The sequence below is a fragment of the Longispora sp. NPDC051575 genome, assembly GCF_040681875.1.
Lineage (GTDB): Bacteria > Actinomycetota > Actinomycetes > Mycobacteriales > Micromonosporaceae > Longispora.
The window spans coordinates 336907-354511 of the sequence record NZ_JBFAZP010000001.1; the positions used below are offsets into that span (position 1 = coordinate 336907).

A 17605-nucleotide genomic window follows, 5' to 3' on the forward strand; every position below is an offset into this window, starting at 1 on the left:
CCGGCGACCCCGCACGCCCACATCCGGCCCCCACGAAGGGAACGAGGGACCATGACCGGCACCGCCCCACCCGCGATCATCACCCAGGGCCTCCGCAAGTCCTACGGAGACCACGTCGTCCTCGACGGCATCGACCTCGCCGTCACCCAGGGCACGATCTTCGCCCTGCTCGGCCCCAACGGCGCCGGCAAGACCACCACCGTGCAGATCCTGTCCACGCTGATCGGCGCCGACGGGGGCGAGGTCCGGGTCGCCGGGCACGACGTCGCCCGCGAACCGGACGCCGTGCGGGCCGCGATCGGCGTCACCGGCCAGTTCTCCGCCGTGGACGGCCTGCTCACCGGGCGGGAGAACCTGCTCCTCATGGCGGACCTGCACCACCTGCCCCGCCAGGAGGGCCGGCGCCGGGTCCAGGCGCTGCTGGAGAAGTTCGACCTGGTCGAGGCGGCCGGCAAGTCCGCCGTCACCTACTCCGGCGGGATGCGCCGCCGGCTGGACCTGGCCATGGGCCTGGTCGGGGACCCGCGGATCGTGTTCCTCGACGAACCGACCACGGGGCTCGACCCGCGCAGCCGGCGCGCGATGTGGCAGACGATCCGCGACCTGGTCGCCGACGGGGTGACGATCTTCCTCACCACCCAGTACCTGGAGGAGGCCGACCACCTCGCCGACCGGATCGCGGTCCTCGACCACGGCAGGCTGGTCGCCCAGGGCACCGCCGCCGAGCTCAAGCGCCTGATCCCCGGCGGGCACATCAGCCTCCGGTTCGCCGACGCCACCGCGCTCGGAACGGCCGCCCGCCTCCTCGACGGTGCGACCCGCGACGACGAGGAGCTCGCGCTGCACGTACCCACCGACGGCAGTGTCCTGCTGCTGCGCGGGCTCCTCGACCGGCTCGACAGCGCGGCGGTCACCGTCGAGGCGCTGTCGGTGCACACCCCCGACCTCGACGACGTGTTCCTCGCCCTCACCGGTAACCCCAAGGCAACGGAGGTAGCCCGATGAGCACCCTGACCTACGCCGTGCGCGACTCGGGCACCATGTTGCGCCGCAGCCTGCGCCGGATGCGCCGGTACCCGTCACTGACCCTGATGCTCGCCGGCATGCCCGTCGTGTTCCTGCTGCTGTTCGTCTACGTGTTCGGCGGCACGCTCGGCGCCGGCCTGGGCGGCGGCCGGTCCGACTACCTGAACTACGTCGTCCCCGGCGTGCTGCTGATGACGGTGACCAGCGCGGCCCAGGGCACCGCGATCTCCGTCGCCACCGACATGACCGAGGGCATCATCGCCCGGTTCCGGACCATGGCGATCGCCCGCTCCTCCGTGCTGACCGGGCACGTCCTCGGCAGCATGATCCAGACCATGATCAGCCTCGCCATCGTCACCGGCGTCGCGCTCCTGATCGGCTTCCGGCCGCCGGCGGGCCCGCTGGCCTGGGTCGGGGCGGTCGGGGTGCTGGCGATGCTCACCTTCGCCCTGACCTGGCTGTCGGTCGCGATGGGCCTGGTCAGCAAGAGTGTCGAGACGGCCAGCAACCTGCCCATGCCGTTGGTGCTGCTGCCGTTCTTCGGCAGCGGGTTCGTGCCGACCGACTCGATGCCGGCCGGGCTGCGGCAGTTCGCCGAGTACCAGCCCTTCACCCCGGTCATCGAGACCCTGCGCGGGCTGCTGCTCGGCGGGCCGGTCGGGAACAACGCGCTGATCTCGGCGGCCTGGTGCGCGGGGATCGCGTTGGTCGGGTACCTGTGGGCGAAGAAGTTGTACAACCGCGATCCGTCGCGGTAGCCGGAGGCCGGCCGTCGCGGACCCCGGCGGGGGCCTCCCGGCGGACGGCGTTCACCGGCCCGACCGGCGGCGCCTACGGGTGCCGCCGGGCCCACCGCGACCGGGAGCCGGCGGGGCCGGTGCCGCGTCGAACCAGGGCGGACCCCACCCGGGGTCCGCCCATCGGCGTCCGAATCCTAGGCCGGGGTCGGCCCCGAGATCCCCCAGCCGGGCGAGTTCACGTGCAGCGTCGACTCGCCCGGCCGGACCTCCTCCCCGCACGCGCGGCACGTCGTGACCGGGTCGAGCGGGTGCCCGCAGGCGTGCTCGACAGTCACCGGCGGGGTGTCCGCCAGCCACCTGTCGCCCCAGGACAGCAGCGCGAGCATCACGGGCCGCAGTTCGGCGCCGGCCTCGGTGAGCAGGTACTCGTGGCGTTCGGGCCGCTCGGAGTACTGGCGGCGTTCCAGGACGCCCGCCTCGACCAGGCCGCGCAGCCGGGCGGCCATCCGGTCCCGTGGGGCGCCGGTGTTGCGGACGATGTCGACGAACCGGTGGTTGCCGTAGGTGATCTCGCGGACCGCCAGCAGGGCCCACTTCTCGCCGAGGAGGTGCAGGGCGGCGGCGACGGAGCACGGCCGGCCGGGCAGGGCGGTCCAGTCCACGTGGGGCGACGTCATACCACTAGGTTGCCATATCAAACCGACCCCGCTACCGTCGCACCCATGTCAGTTGGAGAATCAAACCGTCTCGCCGTGTCGGCTCCCCCGCGCACCGGTCGCGTCTTCGCGGTCGTCGCGCTGGCCGTCGGCATGGCCAACCTGGACCTGTTCGTGGTCAACGTCGCCCTCCCGGAGATCGGCCGCGACCTCGACGGCGCCCCGCTGTCGGCGCTGTCCTGGATCCTCAACGGCTACGCCATCGTGTTCGCGGCCCTGCTGGTGCCGTTCGGCCGGATCGCCGACCGGATCGGCCACCGGACCGGGTTCCTGCTCGGCCTGGGCACCTTCACCCTCGCCTCGGCCCTGTGCGCGGTGTGCCCGTCGGTAGGCTGGCTGATCGCCGCCCGGGTGCTCCAGGCCGCCGGCGCCGCCTTGTGCGTACCGACGTCGCTGGCCCTGCTGCTGACCGCCGCGCCGCCCGAGCGACGGGCGCCGCTGGTCCGCTCCTGGGTCGCGGTGGGCGGCGTGGCCGCCGCGCTCGGCCCGGTGCTGGGCGGCCTGCTCACCCAGGTCGACTGGCGCTGGGTCTTCCTGATCAACGTGCCGATCGGCGTCGCGGGCCTGGTGCTCGGCCCCCGGGTGCTGCCGGCCAACGACGCGCGGGCGGACAGGCCGTGGCCGGACATGGTCGGCAGCGGATTCATGGTCCTCGCCGTCGGGGCCCTGGCGTTGGCCCTGGTCAAGGCCGACGACTGGGGCTGGGGATCCGTCCGGTTCGGCGGCACCGTCGCGGTCGCGGTCCTCGCCGCCGCGCTGTTCGTGTGGAGTTCCCGGGCGCATCCCGCGCCGGTGCTGGACGTGACGCTGCTGCGGGTCCGCGGCTTCGGGGTAGCGACCGTCGCGGCCACCGTGTTCACCGTCGCGTTCGCCATGATGCTGCTGTCCGTCGTGCTGTGGTGCCAGCAGGTGCTCGGCTACTCGGCGGTGCAGACCGGGCTGGCGGTCGCGCCCGGGCCGCTGATGGTGCCGCTGCTGTCCCTGACGGTCGCCCGGCTGGCGCGCAGGATGGGCGGCGCCAACCGGGTCGCGGCCCTCGGCACCGCGCTGTTCGCCGCCGGGATCGGCTGGTGGGCGGCGACCGTGGACCCGGCCGTGCCCGCCAGCTACCCCGGCCAGATCCTGCCCGGGATGGTGCTGACCGGGATCGGCGTCGGGCTCACCCTGCCCGCGTTGATCGGCTCGGCGGCGGCTGCCCTGCCCGCCAGCCAGTTCGCCACCGGCTCGGCCGTGATCCAGATGGGTCGCCAGGTCGGCTCGGTGCTCGGCATCTCGCTGCTGGTCACCGTCCTGGCCGGCCGCGACGGCCAGGACCCGGTGCAGGTGTTCCGCGCGGGCTGGCTGGTGGTGCTGGGGGTCTGCGCGGTGGCGCTGGTGGCCGCCGCCTGGCCGGCGCGGCGAACGGCCGCCTGACCAGGTCGCCGCTGGCGACCGCGACCTGGTCGGGTCGCCAGCGGCGAGGTCACCCGCCCCCTGGTGCGACGTGACGTGCGGCCGGGCCGTGACCGGGTCGAAGGTGATCGGGTAGGCGCGGCAGGGGGCGTTCGCCGTGACAGGTGCGGCGGTGCCGGTGGCGTCTCCGGCGGCCCGGGAGGGTACCCGAGACCACTGTGAGTCCACTCAGAACCGACTCAGAGGTGCTGCTCCGGGCCGATACCGGAGTGCCGGGCCAGCTGTCCGGTATCGGATTCTCGGCCGGTTTGCCGGCGCCGTTCGGCCCGATACGCTCGTCACCCACGGGTACCGGACACAGTGGAGGTTGTGCGTGACGGCTGAGGACAGATCAGGGCAATTTGGCGTGCTGGAACACCACCCGGCCGGCCAGATCGTGCTCACGGACCCGGTCGGTCCCGGCGTCCGCTCCCGGCTCCTGACCGGCGCGGGCCTCGGCACGATCCGGGGCCTAGGGGACGGGGGCCCGCCCGGGACGCTGTCCATGTGCCCCGGCTGCGCCGACTCCGAGGACGACGACTGGGACTGGTGACCACGTGCCGCAACCGTTCACCCGGCTGATCGGCCGCCAGCGGGAGTTGGCCCTCCTGACGGACCCGATCGCCGGCCTCCGGCAGGGCGGCCGGGCCGTCTTCCTCGTCGCCGAGGCGGGTCTGGGCAAGTCCCGGCTGGGCAGGGAGACCGCCGCCGCGGCCGCCCGCTCCGGCGTGCCGGTCCTCCGCGGCAGGGCCGACGCGGCCGGTACGGCGATGCCGTTCCGGCCGCTCACCGAGGCGATCAGCTCCCTGCTGCGCGACAGCGGACCGCCGGACGCCCCAGAACTCCTGCTCTACCGGCCGGCTCTGGCGCGCCTGATCCCCCAGTGGCGGCAGGACGACAGGGCCGCCCCGGACCTGACCCTGATCGAGGTGGCCGAGGCCCTGCTCCGCCTCCTGCGGCACGTCGGGGGGCCCACCGGCTGCGTGCTGCTGCTCGACGACCTGCACGACGCCGACACCGAGACCCTGACCGTCCTCGGGTATCTGCTGGACAACCTCGCGGACCTGCCGGTGCTCCTGGTCGCCTCCTCGCGCCCGGAACCCTGCCCCGCGATGGACCTGGCGCACTCGGCGGCCCGGCGCCGGGTCGCCGAGCTCGTCGAGCTGGGTCCGTTGGGGTCCGACGACGTCGCCCTGCTGGCCGCGGCCGTCCTCGGCGTCGAGGTCGGCGGCGTGCCCGGGGCGGTTCTCGACCGCATGGACTCGGCCGCGGGCGGCAACCCGTTCTTCGTGGAGGAGCTGGTCACCGCCATGACCGACTCCGGGGTGCTGCGGCACGGCCCCGGAGGTTGGCACCTGACGGGCGTCGACCCGCCGGTGCCGGCCACGATCGTGCACGGCGTCCGGGAACGGGTGCGCCGCCTCGGTGACTCCGCCGAGGACCTGCTCCGGATCGCCGCGACCCTGGGGCCCCGGTTCACGCTGACGGTCGTGCGGAGCGCCACGGGGCTCGACGAGGCGACGGTGCTGCGGATCGCCCGGGCCGCCGTCGCCGCACGGCTCCTCGAACCCGACGAGACCGGATCCGACTGGTACGCCTTCCGGCACGCCCTGACCGCCGAGGCGCTCCTGGGTGACCTGCTGCCCCCCGAACGGGCCGCGCTCGCCCGGCGGGCCGCCGACGCGGTCGAACACGTGCACCCGGCACCCGCGGACGCGTGGCTCACGCTCGCGGCGGACCTGCGGTGCGCGGCCGGCCAGGACGCCCTCGCCGCCGACCTGCTCGCCGAGGCCGGACGACGCGCGCTGGCGGCGGGCTTCTACACGTCGGCCGTGGCCCCCTTGGAACGGTCCCACCAGCTGCGCCCCGTGACCGGCCTCCAGGAGCCACTGGTCCGCGCCCACCTGGCGGGCGGGCACATCGACCGCGCGTTGGGGTTCGTCGGGGAACTGCCCGTGCCGTACCGGGGGTCGGCCGAGGAGCGGACCCGTGCCGAACTGCACGCGGACATCGCCTTCGCCGCCGTGATGGCCGAGCGGATCCCCGAGGCCACCGAACAGCTGGCCGTGGCGCGGGACCTGCTCCGGGACGATCCGGCACCCGGGCCGGGCGCCCTGCTCGACGTGGTCGACGCCCGCCTGATCTTCCTGGGCTCGGGGCCGCTGGAGGACCGGATCGCCGTCGCGGGGCGGCTGGCCCGGCAGGCCGCCGACACCGCCGAGCGCAGGGACCTGCCGGACGCGGCCTGCCGGGCCTGGCAGTTCCTGGCGGTCCTGGCCCGCGAGAACGACTACGCGGAGGCCGACCGCTGCCTGGAACGGATGCTGGCCGTCGCCGAGGAGCACGACCTGCCCGGCTGGCGGCTGGACGCGCTGCTCAGGCTCGGGGTGACCCACTTCCTGCGCACCGGCGAGGTCGACCGGCTCCGGCAGGCGCAACTGACGGCCGACCGGGCGGGCGCCATCGCCCGGAGTACGTTCGCCGACCTGGCGTTCGCCATCATGCACGTCCTGCGCGGCGACTACGGCACGGCCGCCGAGGTGGTCGAGCGCGCCGACCGGGTCACGGCGCGGATGCGGCACCCGGCCGCGCGCCAGGACCTGATGGTCGCGCAGGCGGCGCTGGCCGGCCACCGGGGCCTGCGGGCGGACCTGGAGCGGTGCGCCCCGGAGGACGGGCCGGACGTGCGGGTCACCGGGCTCGGGTACGCGGTGTGCGCGCTCCTGGAGGAGGACCACGACCGGGCGGCCGCCGACCTCGACGCCGTACTGGCCCAGGAGTCGCAGCACCCGTCGGCGTACCAGCTGGCCGGCGGGCGCGGCCTGCGGCTCCTGGTCGAGGCGCACGCCGGCCGCGCGGGCTGGCCCGAGTACGAGGACGTGGTGCGGTTCCCGTCGGCGGGGGTGCGGTGGAACCGGCAGTTCGTGCTGTTCGCGCGGGCGGTGCTGCTGGGCCGGTCGGGCCGGCCGGACGCGGCGGCCGAGGCGTTCGAGGAGGCGGTGCTGGTCGCGGAGCCGTTCCCGATGGCCGGGCAGCTGGGCCGCAGGCTGGTCGCGGAGGCGGCGATCACCGACGGCTGGGGTGAGCCTGCGGGGTGGCTGCGGTCCGCCGAGGAGTACTTCCACGGGGCGGGGGTGCCCGCCGTGGCCGGCGCGTGCCGTTCGCTGCTCCGCCGGATCGGGGCCCCGCGTCCGCACCGTCGGCGGGGCATCGACGCGGTGCCCGGGGAGCTGGCCCGGCTCGGGGTGAGCGTCCGCGAGTACGAGGTGCTCGTCCTGCTGGCCGGGTCGGTCGGCAACGTGGAGATCGGCCGGCGGCTGTTCATCTCGCCGCGCACGGTCGAGAAGCACGTGGCGAGCGTCCTGGGCAAGCTGGGGCTCGCCGACCGCGGCGCCGTCCCGGCCCGGGTGCGCGGACTGGTGCCGACCCCGTAGTTGGGGGCCGTGCCCCCATCGGCGGTCCGGTCCGGCGGACGGGACGGGGGGCTCCGACCGATGCCGGTACGCCCGCGCGCGACGAGGCTGGAGGGCGCGCGGCACCGAGCCGCGGGAGGAGGGCGTACCCGGATGATGGTCGAATTCGCGGTCCTCGGGCCGTGTGCCGTGACGGTCGGCGGCGTGCCCACGAGGCTGGGCGGGCCCCGGCCCCGGGCGTTGCTGGCCCGGTTGCTGATCGCCGGCGGCGCGGTGGTCGCGGAGGACCGGATCATCGAGGACGTGTGGGACGGCGCCCCGCCGCGCGGCCCGCGCCCGGCGCTGCACACCTGCGTGGCCGACCTGCGCAAGGCCCTGGAGCCCGGGCGGTCGCCGCGCCGGCCCCCGCAGGTGCTGGTCCGCAACGGTCCGGGCTACGCGCTGCTCGCCGGGAGCGGGTCCGTCGACGCCGTCCGGTTCGTCGAGGCGGCCCGGTCGGGCATGGCCGCCCTGGCCGGCGGGCGCCCGGACCTGGCCGTGACGCTGCTGGACGCGGCGCTGCGGCTGTGGCGGGGCGCGGCCTACGCGGACCTGGCGGAACTGCGGTTCGTCCGCGCGGAGGCGGAGGGTCTGGACGAGTGGCGGTCCCTGGTGCGGGAGGAGCGGGTCGCGGCGCTGCTGGCCCTGGGGCAGCACCGATCCAGTCTGGTCGAGTGCCGCTCGCTGGTCGCGGAGCACCCGTTCCGGGAGCGGGGCTGGGCACTGTGGGCGCTCGCGCTGTACCGCTGCGACCGCCAGTCCGACGCGCTCGCCGTGCTCCGGGAGGCCGCGTGCCGGCTCCGGGAGGATCTCGGGGTGGAGCCGGGGCCGGCGGTGGCGGAGTTGAACCGGCGGATCCTCGCGCACGATCCGGATCTGCGGTGGGAAGGGGCGGTACCCTACCCCGCGACGGCGTTGGCGCGATTCGTAACAGTTTGGTAGTGCCGACCGGCACACGGTTTCCCTCGGCGACGTTCACGGGTAGCTTCCCCGCCGTTACGGAAGGTCCCGCATCCCGTCGGGGGTCAACCACCGAGGAGGGCTCACAGCCTTGAAGCAGAGATTCGTACCGGCCGCCGTGGTACTCGCCGCCACCCTGGCCGCCACGGCCGGCTGCGTGCAGAACAGTTCGGACGGCAGCGCCGCCTCCGGCAAGGACTGCACGGTCAAGATCGCGTTCTTCGGCGCCCTGACCGGCCCGAACGCGGCACTCGGCATCAACGTCCGCGACGGGGCGAAGTTGGCGATCGATCAGTACAACGCGTCGCGGCAGGACACCTGCAAGATCGAGCTGGACAACCGGGACTCCCAGGGCGACGAGAAGGTGGCCCCGGGCATCGCCGACGCGGTGATCCCCGACCAGAAGATCATCGGTGTCGTCGGTCCGGCGTTCTCGGGCGAGTCCAAGGCGGCCGCCGGCAAGCTGTCCGAGAACGGGCTGACGATGATCACCATCGCCACGAACCCGAGCCTGTCCACCAGCGGCTGGAAGACGTTCCACCGGGCGCTCGGCAATGACGCCACCCAGGGGCCGGCCGCCGGACGGTACATCCAGAACACGCTGAAGGCGGAGAAGGTGTTCGTCGTCGACGACACCTCCGAGTACGGCAAGGGTCTCGCCGACGAGGTCCGCAAGGTCGTCCGGCCGGTGGCCACCGGTACCACCAGCAAGGGTCAGACGGACTTCTCCGCCCTGATCTCGGCCATCCGGGCCTCCAACGCCGACGCGGTCTACTACGGCGGCTACTACGCCGAGGCCGCGCCGTTCCTCAAGCAGCTGCGCGGCCAGGGCGTCAAGGCGGCCTTCGTCACCGGCGACGCCGTCAAGGACGACAAGTTCGTCGAGGGCGCGGGCAAGGAGGCCGCCGAGGGCGCGATCATCACCTGCCCGTGCGTGCCGCCGGAGAAGGCGGGCGGCACGTTCGCCGCGGACTTCAAGAAGGCGTTCGGCAGCGAGGCGGGCACCTACAGCGCCGAGTCCTACGACGCGGCCAGCATCTTCGTGGCCGGCGTGAAGGCGGGCAAGACGAACCGCAAGGACATGGAGGCGTTCGTCGACGCGTACAAGGGCAAGGGTGTGACCACGGACTTCGCGTTCACCCCGCAGGGCGAGATCGAGCTGTCGGCCGTCGCGGTGTGGGCGTACCGCGTCGAAGGCGGTCGGATCGTCGCCGTGGAGGAGATCCCGAAGGCCTAGGGTCGGGTCGGGCGGCGGGATCCCCGGTTCGGGGCCCGCCGCTCTTGCCCGTCAAGGTCCACACCGGACAAACCTCTGACGGGTACGTCGACCCGCGCCCGGGCGGTCACCACGTTCGCGATGCCGCCCCGGGTGCGGTCAGCCCGCTCCGCGCGGCCGGTGGGTCGGCGAGGCCGTCAGGCCCGCCTCGCACCCAGGGGTGGGTCCGCCCGGCGGTCAGGCCCGTTCCACGCCCACGTGCACCCCGTGCCGGCTCGGCCGGTCGATCTCGTCGAGGACGGCGACCGCCAGGTCCGGATAGGAGATCCGACTCGCCGCGTCGGCGGGCGCTATCCGGTACCCCCCGGTCCGGTCGGCTTCGTGGTCGAAGTCCCCGGCCGGGCTGAGCACCAGCCAGTCGACCCCGCCGCCGGCCCCGCGCAGCGCGTCGACGCCGGCCGCGTGGCCGAGGTAGAAGCTCCGCCACTCCCGCGGATAGTCCGGGGTGTCCATCAGCGGCACGCCGTCGGCGGTGGCCAGCACGGAGGCCAGCCCGACCACGACCAGCCGGGGCACCCCGGAGCCGGCCAGCGCCCGGGCCGCAGCAGGGAAGAACTCGGCAGGGTCCACAGCGAGGTCGGCCGCCGCGTGCACTGCGGCGTCCTGCCCGACGACCAGGGCCGCGACCGCCGCCGGGTCGGTGACGTCCCCGGCGACCACCCGCGCCCCGGCGGCTGCCGGATGCCGGGCCGGGTCGCGGACCACGGCGGTCACCTCGTGCCCCCGGCGCACGGCCTCCGCCACGGCCGCCCGCCCCGCCCGGCCGCCCGCGCCGAACACGATGATCCTGCTCATTTCCGCTCCTTCCCGATCCGGCGCCCGCCGCCGGCCCGATGTAAGGAAAGCTACGGACAAGGGCGGTTACCTCCGGGGTACCGTGTCCGGGTGGAGCCCCTCGACCCCGACATGTTCGACCCGGTCTGCCCGTCGGACCTGTCGCCGATCCGGATCGGCGACAAGTGGGGCGGCATGGTGATCCGCTGCCTGGAGGACGGTCCGCGCCGGTTCTCCGAACTGCGGGTCCCCCTGCGCGGCATCACCGCGAAGGTGCTGACCCAGGCCCTGCGCGGCCTGCGACGCGACGGCCTGATCTCCCGCACGGAGTACCCGGGCCCACCCCTGCGGGTCGAGTACGCGCTGACGGACCTCGGCCGGAGCCTGATCGCGCCGATGGACGCCGCGTGCGCGTGGACGGCCGCGCACTGGGACGAGCTGATCGACGCCCGGGAGGCCGTACCCGGACCGGTCTGACCCGACGTCACCACCAGGCATAACTCTGGAGTTATGGCCAGTTCGCATGCTCCGGCGGGCCCGAACTGTGTCAGGGTTTTCTCCCACAGGTCCTGTGACCGCCCTCACACCGCTCCCGGAGGTGCCACCGTGGCCGACCCGGCACGCCCTCGGGACGGTCACGGCCGTCGGCCACCGCCACCACGGGTCCCGCCCCCGGACGCGAGAAAGCCGACCGCCCTGCGGCGGCCGGCCCCTCCTCACCCCTCAGAGAGGTCTCTGCCGGTGCGAACAGTGCGCCACGGATCAGGCGTGGACGTGTTCGCGGTCCGGGCCCGGGTAACACTCGGCGGACCACTCCACGGCGGTGTCGCGGCCCACGGGTACCTCGGCGAGTCCGTTGGCGAAGCTCTGGTTGACCCAGTTCGCCTCCGCCGTGCTGGGATTGGAGTTGGTGCACGAGGTGCCCGCGCTGCCGCCCGACATGAGGATCGCGCAGTTGCCGTTGTAGTTGTCCCGCAGCCCGAGGGTGTGCCCCATCTCGTGGGTGACGACCCGCAGCGCCGAGTAGCCCTGGTTGATCTGCTGGACGTCGAGGTAGATGGTGCCGGAACCGTGCCCGATGGTGGCCCGGGACCCGCCACCGCTGACCACGTGGATCCGGATGTTCCCGGAGCCGCTGGCGCGGGACATCCGGATGTTGGGAACCCGGCTGTTCCAGATCCGGGCCGCCTGGTCGGCCTGGGCGCTGTACTGCCCGCCGCCGCTGTAGGTGATGGCCCGGACGTAGCCGGCGGACGGCGCGGCGGCGGCGGGAGCCGCCACCGCGACGAGGGGTACGGCGGCCACGGCCACCGCGAGCGTCAGCTGGGCGATCCTGCGAAGGAGCATCGTGTTTCTCCGTTCTGGGAAACGGGGCGGTCAGGCGGAAGCGCCGGATGCGATCGAATTCCACCGATGACCATCAGGGGCGGGCATGAGCGTAGCGACGAAAGCCGACACCACGAGACGTCGCGCGACAGCTGTGCGTCATCGCTGAACGCGGTGCCGGAACCCGCCGTACTGAGGTCGGAGTTCGGGCTCCTCCGGTCGCCGTATTGAAAGAACCTGGGAATTTCAAGCAACGCGCGAGTACCTGTCGAGATCGGAGGTTGGGCATGCGGCCGTATCCGAGCGCCCACGCCACATTCGGAGCGGCGCTGCGGGCCGCCATCGCCGACAGCGGCCTGACCCTGCACGCCGTCCGGGCGCGCCTCGCCCGCCGGGGGGTCCGGGTCGCGGTGGCGAGCCTCAGCTACTGGCAGTCGGGCCACAACCGCCCGGAGCGGCCGGAGTCCCTGCGCGCGGTGGCGGTGATGGAGGACATGTTCGGCCTGGTACCCGGCGCGTTGACGGGGCTGCTGGGGCCGTCGCGTCCGCGGACCGTGGCGCGGGTGGGCGGCGGTCGGTTCGCCGGACTGCCGAGCGGTCAGGCGGTCGCCGCGTTCGCCGACGAGATCCGCCGCGAGTCCGCCGGGGTGCGGATCCTGTGCACGGAGGAGGAGGCGGTGCTCTCGGCCGGCCGGACGTTGCGCGAGATCCGGACCCGGCTGCTGGGCCAGGTCCACGGCGCCGGGGTCGACCGGTGGGGTGTGGTGAGCTTCGCCGAGCCGGGACAGGACCTCGACGCGATCGGGGTCACGGCGCTGGAACACTGCAGGCTCGGCAGGGTGCGCAGATACCCCACGCAGCGGTTCGTCGGTACCGAGCTGCTGCTCGACCGCGCGCTCGTCCCGGGTGACACCTTCGTGATCGAGTACAGCGTGGTCGTCGGGCAGCGGTGCCCGGAGGGGGAGTTCTTCCGCGCGTTCGCCGAACCCACGGGGCTCTACGTGGCCCGGGTCCGCTTCGCCCCCTCGGAGCTGCCCGTGCGGTGCTACCAGTTCCACGCGCCGCTGCTGGAGGATTCCCGCGACGAACGGGAACTCCGCCTCACGGCCGGCCGGGTCGCGCTGCTGGCCACCCAGGACCCCGGGCCCGGGCTGCACGGCATCCGCTGGGAGTGGGAGTAGGGGACGCGCGCAGGGAAAGGGCCGACCGCGCAGCGGTCGGCCCTTTCCCTCTCCCCTCAGGAGGACCGGGGACTACACGGTGACCGACCAGGTGTCGAGGACCCCGTAGTCACCCGGGCCGTAGTCGGTGACGCCGAGCCGCCAGACGCCGCCCGCCGCGACGACGCCGACCGGCACGGAGTAGGTCCGCTGGCCGCCGAACTGGGTGCACGGGTAGTTGCCGGTACCCGGCGACTTCATGGTGTAGGTCATGCCGTTCGGCGCCATCAGGCTGATCCCGAGGTCCTCGGAACAGGTGTGGTTGATGGTCACCGAGACCTGCACCGGCGACGTCGCGGCGCCGCTCGCGTTGGCCATCAAGGAGCTGACGACCTGGTTGTCCATGATCTGGTAGTCGGTGTTGTTGGTGAAGGTGCGCCCGCTCGGCGGGGTCGTCGGCGGGGTGCCGTTGACGGTCAGGGTGTAGGTGGTGGTGTGCGACACCGCTCCGGCGCCGGTGATCGTGATCGTCGAGGTGCCCGGCGTCGCGTTGCTGGCCACCGCGAACGTCACGGAGGAGTTGGAGCCCGACTGGACCGACGACGGGTTGAACGACACGGTCACGCCGGACGGCGCCCCCGAGGCGCTCAGGTTCACGGTCTGCGCACTGCCCGAGGTGGTGGCCGTGGTGACGGTGGCCGTCACCGAGGAGCCCCGGTTCGCGCTCCCGGAGGCGGGGTTCACCGCGACCGAGAAGTCGTTGGTCGGGGTGGACGTGCCGACGGCGAGGTTCCAGATGGCGTAGGCGATGCCATCCGCGCCCCGGTTGAGCGCCGTGGCGTTGATGTTGCTGGTCGTGTCGCACGCCGCGTGGTAGCAGGGGTCGTACGCGGCGGCGGTGCCGCCCCACTTGCTCACCTGCGCCGAGGTCTTGCGGGCGGAGGCGCCGGTGGCGTACCCGCTGGTCGCGATGCCCGCGTTCTTGAACGAGGCGTCATCGGAGCGACCCTGGCCCTCGACGTTCTCCTCCGGCTGGAGGCTGAGCGAGTCCCAGTAGGCCTTCAGCGGCGCCGAGGTGGCCGTGGTGATGTTGTTGATGAAGTACCCGGCGTTGGTCGAGGCGATCATGTCGAAGTTGTAGTACCCCTTGATGGCGGTCTTCTGGGCCGCGCTCAGGGAGTTGACGTAGAACTTGGAGCCGTTGAGGCCCTGCTCCTCGTCCGTCCACCAACCGAACCGGACGTGCTTCGTCATGGTCGGGTTGGCACTGGCCAGGGCCAGCGCGCTCTCCAACAGGGCGGCCGAACCGGAGCCGTTGTCGTTGATGCCCGGACCCGCGCTCACCCCGTCGAGGTGCGCGCCGAACATGACCGTGTTGTTGGTGTCACCACCGGGCCAGTCCGCGATCAGGTTGTTCGACGGGTAGGTGCACGAGGAGCAATTCTGCTCGGTCACCGTGTACCCGGCGGCCTGGAGTTTGCCCTTCACATACGCCACGGAGGCCGTGTACCCGGCGCTGCCCGCCCGGCGGTTGTTCCCGTTCTGCGAGGCGATCGTGCCGAGCTGGGTCAGGTGCGCCTGCACCTTGGCGACGTCGATGTCGGGCACGGTCGGGTTCGGATTGCCGGTGCCCACGGTCAGGCTGTAGGTGGCCGTGTGGCTCACCGACCCGGTCCCCGTCACCGTGATCGTGTAGCTGCCCTGCGCCGTGGAGGAGCTGGTCGAGATCGTCATGGTGCTGTTGGAGCCGGACTGCACCGACGACGGGCTGAACGACACGGACACGCCCGACGGCGCCCCCGAGGCGGACAGGTTCACGGTCTGCGCGCTGCCCGAGGTGGTGGTCGTGTTCACCGTGGACGTGACCGACGAGCCCGGCTGGACGGTGCCCGAGCCCGGGTTCAGCCCCAGGGTGAAGTCGTTGCCGGGCGTGGAGGTGCAGTTCGGCTCGTTGGACTGGGCCGGCACGCTCACCGCGTCCCAGGCGGCCTTGACCTTCTGGTACTGGCCACAGCTCGGGTCGAGGTTCTTCGCCGAGGTGAGGGTGTTGACCCGCCACTTCGGGTACGTCATGCCCGAGGTCTTCGTCAGCATCGCGTTGTAGACGATCTTGCCGGCCGGCTGGATGCCGATCCCGGTCAGGGTGGTGCTGTTGCAGGTCGCGCTGACCGGCTGGCCGTTGGTCGGGTTGGTGCCCTCGGCGAGCAGGTAGAACCAGTGGTTCATCGGCCCGGCGGAGGCGTGCTCCGAGGACGGCAGGCTGGTGGAGTAGCAGTCGGGGTGTCCGGAGATCTTCGACGGCTTGTACATGTACCGGATCGGCCCGCTGCCCGACAGGTTGACCTTCTCGCCGACCTCGTAGTCCGGCGCGTCGGTCGCGTTGTTCAGGTAGTACTCGGTGAGCGCGCCGAAGATGTCGCCCACGGCCTCCTGGGTGTCGTGCCCGGAGATGCCGCCCGGGGTCTTGGCGTCGAGCCCGTGGCCGTACTCGTGCGCCACGACGTCGATCGCGGTGATCCACTGGTTCGCGTTGTTGCGGCCGAACACGACCCCGTCGGGGTTGCTGGTCTGGCCCCAGTACGCGTTGACCTCGGGCAGCCCGACCTCGGCGTCGACCCAGTTGCCGTTGCCGTCCAGACCGTTGCGGCCGTACCAGTTCTGCAGGATGTCCCACATGGCGGATCCCGCGTACAGGACGTCCACGCAGCCGGAGACCTTGTCCGTCTTGGACGTGCTGCCCCAGACGTCGTCGGTGTCGGTCAGCGCCGCGCTGGTGCTCGACGCGCTGGTGTAGTCCGTGCACTCCAGCTTCGGCCGGCTCGGGTGGCTCATCCGGTAGCTGCCGCTGGAACCCGACGTGCCGATGGTCAGGTTCGGTCCGCTCCAGATCCCGGTGCCCGTGCCCGCCGCGATCTCCTCGGTGGAGTGCGCGACCCTGCCGCTGGCGGCGTCGACGTACACGTTCTGCCGGGACGCCTGCCCGCCGTGGTGCCCGTCGCCGGTCGCGGTGCCCGACACCACCACGTGCCAGGCGAGGACGGGCTTCGGCTGGTTCAGCGTGAGCACCACCAGCCTCGGGTCGGTGGCGTGGTCGGCCCTGAGCAGATGGGTACGGGCCGCCGCGGCTGCCTGCTGGGCCCCGATCCCCGGCCGGGTGTCCACCGCGATCGGCGTGTCGCTGCCCGACACCGTGCTCAGCACCCGGCCGGCGGCGTCGGTGGCCACGACCGCGTCGCCGCCGACCACCGGCAGTCCCCGGTAGGTGCGGTCGTAGGACACGTAGTACAGCGCGGCTCCGGGGTCGCCCCCCGTGTAGACGGCCCGGCGGTCGAACTGCTCGTCGGGGCCCTTGCGCAGCGCGTCCAGCCCGCTGGAGGCGGCCCTGTCCGCGGCGGCGACGGCCAGCCCGACGGGATCGGCGGCCTGCGCGGTGGGTGCCTGCGCGGTGGACCAGGACAGCGCGGCGGCCGTCCCCGCGACCAGCGCGAGGGCCAGCCCCGCCGCCAGGGCCGGTGGCCGGGTTCTGTGTCTCATGGGGTGCTCCTTGGTGCGAGGGGGTCCATCCATGGAATTCCACCGATGGCCAGGTGAGGGTGAGGAGGAGCGTAATGACGGCCCCCGATACGGCAAGACGTCGAACGATCACCGTCAGTAGTCACTGAACGGTCGGCGGGGACTATTCCGGCGCGACGGTGAAACCCACCGCCGGAGAACGGGGAACCCGGACGCCCGTTGAAAAAACTCGGGATTTTCAAAGCTGCGCGGACCCGGCGCGCGGGACCATCATGGGAACGGAGGTTGACCATGCGACCACGGGCACCCGTCACGTTCGAGACCGCGCTGCGATCGGCGATCGGCGAGAGCGGCCTGACCCTGCACGCCATCCGGGGCCGCCTGGCCCGCCGGGGGGTACATGTCGGAATCGGCACCCTGAGCAACTGGCAGACCGGCCACAACCGCCCCGAACGGTCGGAGTCCCTGCGGGCGGTCACCGCGCTCGAGGAGCTGTTCGCCCTCGCCCCCGGCGCGCTGACGGCCCTGCTCGGCCCGCGTCGCGCCCGGGGACGGCAGGCCGTCGGGGCCACGGAGCGCCTCCGGTTCGACACCGTGCCGAGCGGCACCGCGATCGCGCGGATCGTCGGCGAGATCTGCCCCGAGATCCCCAACGACGTGCGGGTGCTGTACACCGAGGAGGAGGTCGTTCTCGGCGCCGGACGGATCCTGTCCGAGATCCGGACCCGGTTCCTGGCCCGCGCGGAGGTGAACGGGGTGGACCGGTGCTTCGCGGTGAACCTCGCCGAACCCGGCTACGACCTCGACACGATCCGCGTGTCCGCGGTGCGCAACTGCCGGCCGGGCCGGGTGCGCCGCGACCACGCCCAGTGGCTGGTCGGCACCGAACTGCTCCTCGACCGGGTCTACAACGCGGGCGAGACGTTCCTGATCGAGTACACGGCGGTCATCGGCCAGCCGATCGGCGACCACGAGTACTACCGCGCGTTCGCCCGCCCGATCGGGCTCTACGTGCTCCGGATCCGGTTCGCCCCCTCCGAGCCGCCCCGGCGGTGCCACCAGTTCCAGGCCGCGAACGCCGACCAGCCGCGCGGCGAACGGGAGCTCGCCCTGACGGACGCGCGGATCGCCCTGGTGGCGGCGCAGAACCCCGGGCGCGGGGTGGTGGGCGTCCGCTGGGAGTGGGACCCGGTCCCCCCGATCCAGTAGCCTGCACCTCCTCAGGCCAAGC

14 protein-coding genes are annotated in these 17605 nt (G+C 73.0%); 10 read left to right on the forward strand and 4 right to left on the reverse strand.

All coding sequences use genetic code 11. From position 1 onward, the window contains the following. Positions 1 to 51: 51 nt before the first annotated feature. Positions 52 to 1005, forward strand: a complete 954-nt coding sequence (locus AB0M43_RS01440) for an ATP-binding cassette domain-containing protein (protein WP_363720047.1) — start codon at positions 52 to 54, stop codon at positions 1003 to 1005. Next, positions 1002 to 1784 carry an ABC transporter permease gene (locus tag AB0M43_RS01445; protein WP_363720049.1) on the forward strand — a complete coding sequence of 261 codons (783 nt, stop codon included), beginning with the start codon at positions 1002 to 1004 and terminating at the stop codon, positions 1782 to 1784. Before AB0M43_RS01440 ends, AB0M43_RS01445 begins: the two co-directional genes overlap by 4 nt. A 176-nt stretch (positions 1785 to 1960) precedes the next feature. On the opposite strand, the gene AB0M43_RS01450 is transcribed toward AB0M43_RS01445, so the two are convergent. After that, the gene (locus AB0M43_RS01450; protein WP_363720051.1) at positions 1961 to 2443 is read right to left on the reverse strand and encodes a helix-turn-helix domain-containing protein; all 483 of its coding nucleotides are present in this window, start codon (positions 2441 to 2443) and stop codon (positions 1961 to 1963) included. 75 nt (positions 2444 to 2518) lie between these two features. Between AB0M43_RS01450 and AB0M43_RS01455 the strand changes: the two genes are divergently transcribed. From AB0M43_RS01455 to AB0M43_RS01475, 5 genes are all read left to right on the forward strand, one after another. Then, a complete protein-coding gene (locus tag AB0M43_RS01455) occupies positions 2519 to 3895 on the forward strand; it encodes an MFS transporter (protein WP_363720053.1) in 1377 nt (458 codons plus the stop codon). Positions 3896 to 4280: 385 nt separating this feature from the next. Next, entirely contained in the window at positions 4281 to 4466 is a 186-nt protein-coding gene (locus AB0M43_RS01460; RefSeq protein WP_363720054.1) for a hypothetical protein, read from the forward strand. A gap of 4 nt (positions 4467 to 4470) precedes the next feature. Next, positions 4471 to 7347, forward strand: a complete 2877-nt coding sequence (locus AB0M43_RS01465; RefSeq protein ID WP_363720056.1) for an AAA family ATPase — start codon at positions 4471 to 4473, stop codon at positions 7345 to 7347. A gap of 132 nt (positions 7348 to 7479) precedes the next feature. Then, on the forward strand, positions 7480 to 8307 hold the full coding sequence (locus AB0M43_RS01470) for an AfsR/SARP family transcriptional regulator (RefSeq protein ID WP_363720058.1): 828 nt from the start codon (positions 7480 to 7482) through the stop codon (positions 8305 to 8307). A gap of 109 nt (positions 8308 to 8416) precedes the next feature. Next, positions 8417 to 9562, forward strand: coding sequence for a branched-chain amino acid ABC transporter substrate-binding protein (locus AB0M43_RS01475; RefSeq protein WP_363720060.1), 1146 nt, complete (start codon positions 8417 to 8419; stop codon positions 9560 to 9562). Positions 9563 to 9778: 216 nt separating this feature from the next. On the opposite strand, the gene AB0M43_RS01480 is transcribed toward AB0M43_RS01475, so the two are convergent. After that, positions 9779 to 10396 (reverse strand): NAD(P)H-binding protein, encoded by a 618-nt coding sequence (locus tag AB0M43_RS01480; RefSeq protein WP_363720062.1) that lies wholly within the window; start codon positions 10394 to 10396, stop codon positions 9779 to 9781. A gap of 111 nt (positions 10397 to 10507) precedes the next feature. On the opposite strand from AB0M43_RS01480, the gene AB0M43_RS01485 reads away from it, so the two are divergent. Then, entirely contained in the window at positions 10508 to 10852 is a 345-nt protein-coding gene (locus tag AB0M43_RS01485; protein WP_363720922.1) for a helix-turn-helix domain-containing protein, read from the forward strand. 285 nt (positions 10853 to 11137) lie between these two features. Here the strand turns inward: AB0M43_RS01485 and AB0M43_RS01490 are convergent, their stop codons facing one another. Next, positions 11138 to 11722, reverse strand: coding sequence for a snapalysin family zinc-dependent metalloprotease (locus AB0M43_RS01490; RefSeq protein WP_363720064.1), 585 nt, complete (start codon positions 11720 to 11722; stop codon positions 11138 to 11140). A 266-nt stretch (positions 11723 to 11988) separates the two neighbouring features. Between AB0M43_RS01490 and AB0M43_RS01495 the strand changes: the two genes are divergently transcribed. Continuing rightward, a complete protein-coding gene (locus AB0M43_RS01495; RefSeq protein WP_363720066.1) occupies positions 11989 to 12882 on the forward strand; it encodes a hypothetical protein in 894 nt (297 codons plus the stop codon). Positions 12883 to 12954: 72 nt separating this feature from the next. On the opposite strand, the gene AB0M43_RS01500 is transcribed toward AB0M43_RS01495, so the two are convergent. Then, complete coding sequence (locus AB0M43_RS01500) at positions 12955 to 16395, reverse strand: M28 family peptidase (RefSeq protein WP_363720067.1); 3441 nt, start codon at positions 16393 to 16395, stop codon at positions 12955 to 12957. A 270-nt stretch (positions 16396 to 16665) separates the two neighbouring features. On the opposite strand from AB0M43_RS01500, the gene AB0M43_RS01505 reads away from it, so the two are divergent. Then, entirely contained in the window at positions 16666 to 17583 is a 918-nt protein-coding gene (locus AB0M43_RS01505) for a hypothetical protein (protein WP_363720069.1), read from the forward strand. Positions 17584 to 17605: the final 22 nt, after the last annotated feature.

Bases quoted from the DNA above. Each gene is read 5' to 3' on its own strand.
- AB0M43_RS01440 (WP_363720047.1), top strand. From the start codon at position 52: ATGACCGGCACCGCCCCACCCGCGATCATCACCCAGGGCCTCCGCAAG.
- AB0M43_RS01445 (WP_363720049.1), top strand. From the start codon at position 1,002: ATGAGCACCCTGACCTACGCCGTGCGCGACTCGGGCACCATGTTGCGC.
- AB0M43_RS01450 (WP_363720051.1), bottom strand. From the start codon at position 2,443: ATGACGTCGCCCCACGTGGACTGGACCGCCCTGCCCGGCCGGCCGTGC.
- AB0M43_RS01470 (WP_363720058.1), top strand. From the start codon at position 7,480: ATGATGGTCGAATTCGCGGTCCTCGGGCCGTGTGCCGTGACGGTCGGC.
- AB0M43_RS01480 (WP_363720062.1), bottom strand. From the start codon at position 10,396: ATGAGCAGGATCATCGTGTTCGGCGCGGGCGGCCGGGCGGGGCGGGCG.
- AB0M43_RS01485 (WP_363720922.1), top strand. From the start codon at position 10,508: ATGTTCGACCCGGTCTGCCCGTCGGACCTGTCGCCGATCCGGATCGGC.
- AB0M43_RS01490 (WP_363720064.1), bottom strand. From the start codon at position 11,722: ATGCTCCTTCGCAGGATCGCCCAGCTGACGCTCGCGGTGGCCGTGGCC.
- AB0M43_RS01495 (WP_363720066.1), top strand. From the start codon at position 11,989: ATGCGGCCGTATCCGAGCGCCCACGCCACATTCGGAGCGGCGCTGCGG.
- AB0M43_RS01500 (WP_363720067.1), bottom strand. From the start codon at position 16,395: ATGAGACACAGAACCCGGCCACCGGCCCTGGCGGCGGGGCTGGCCCTC.
- AB0M43_RS01505 (WP_363720069.1), top strand. From the start codon at position 16,666: ATGCGACCACGGGCACCCGTCACGTTCGAGACCGCGCTGCGATCGGCG.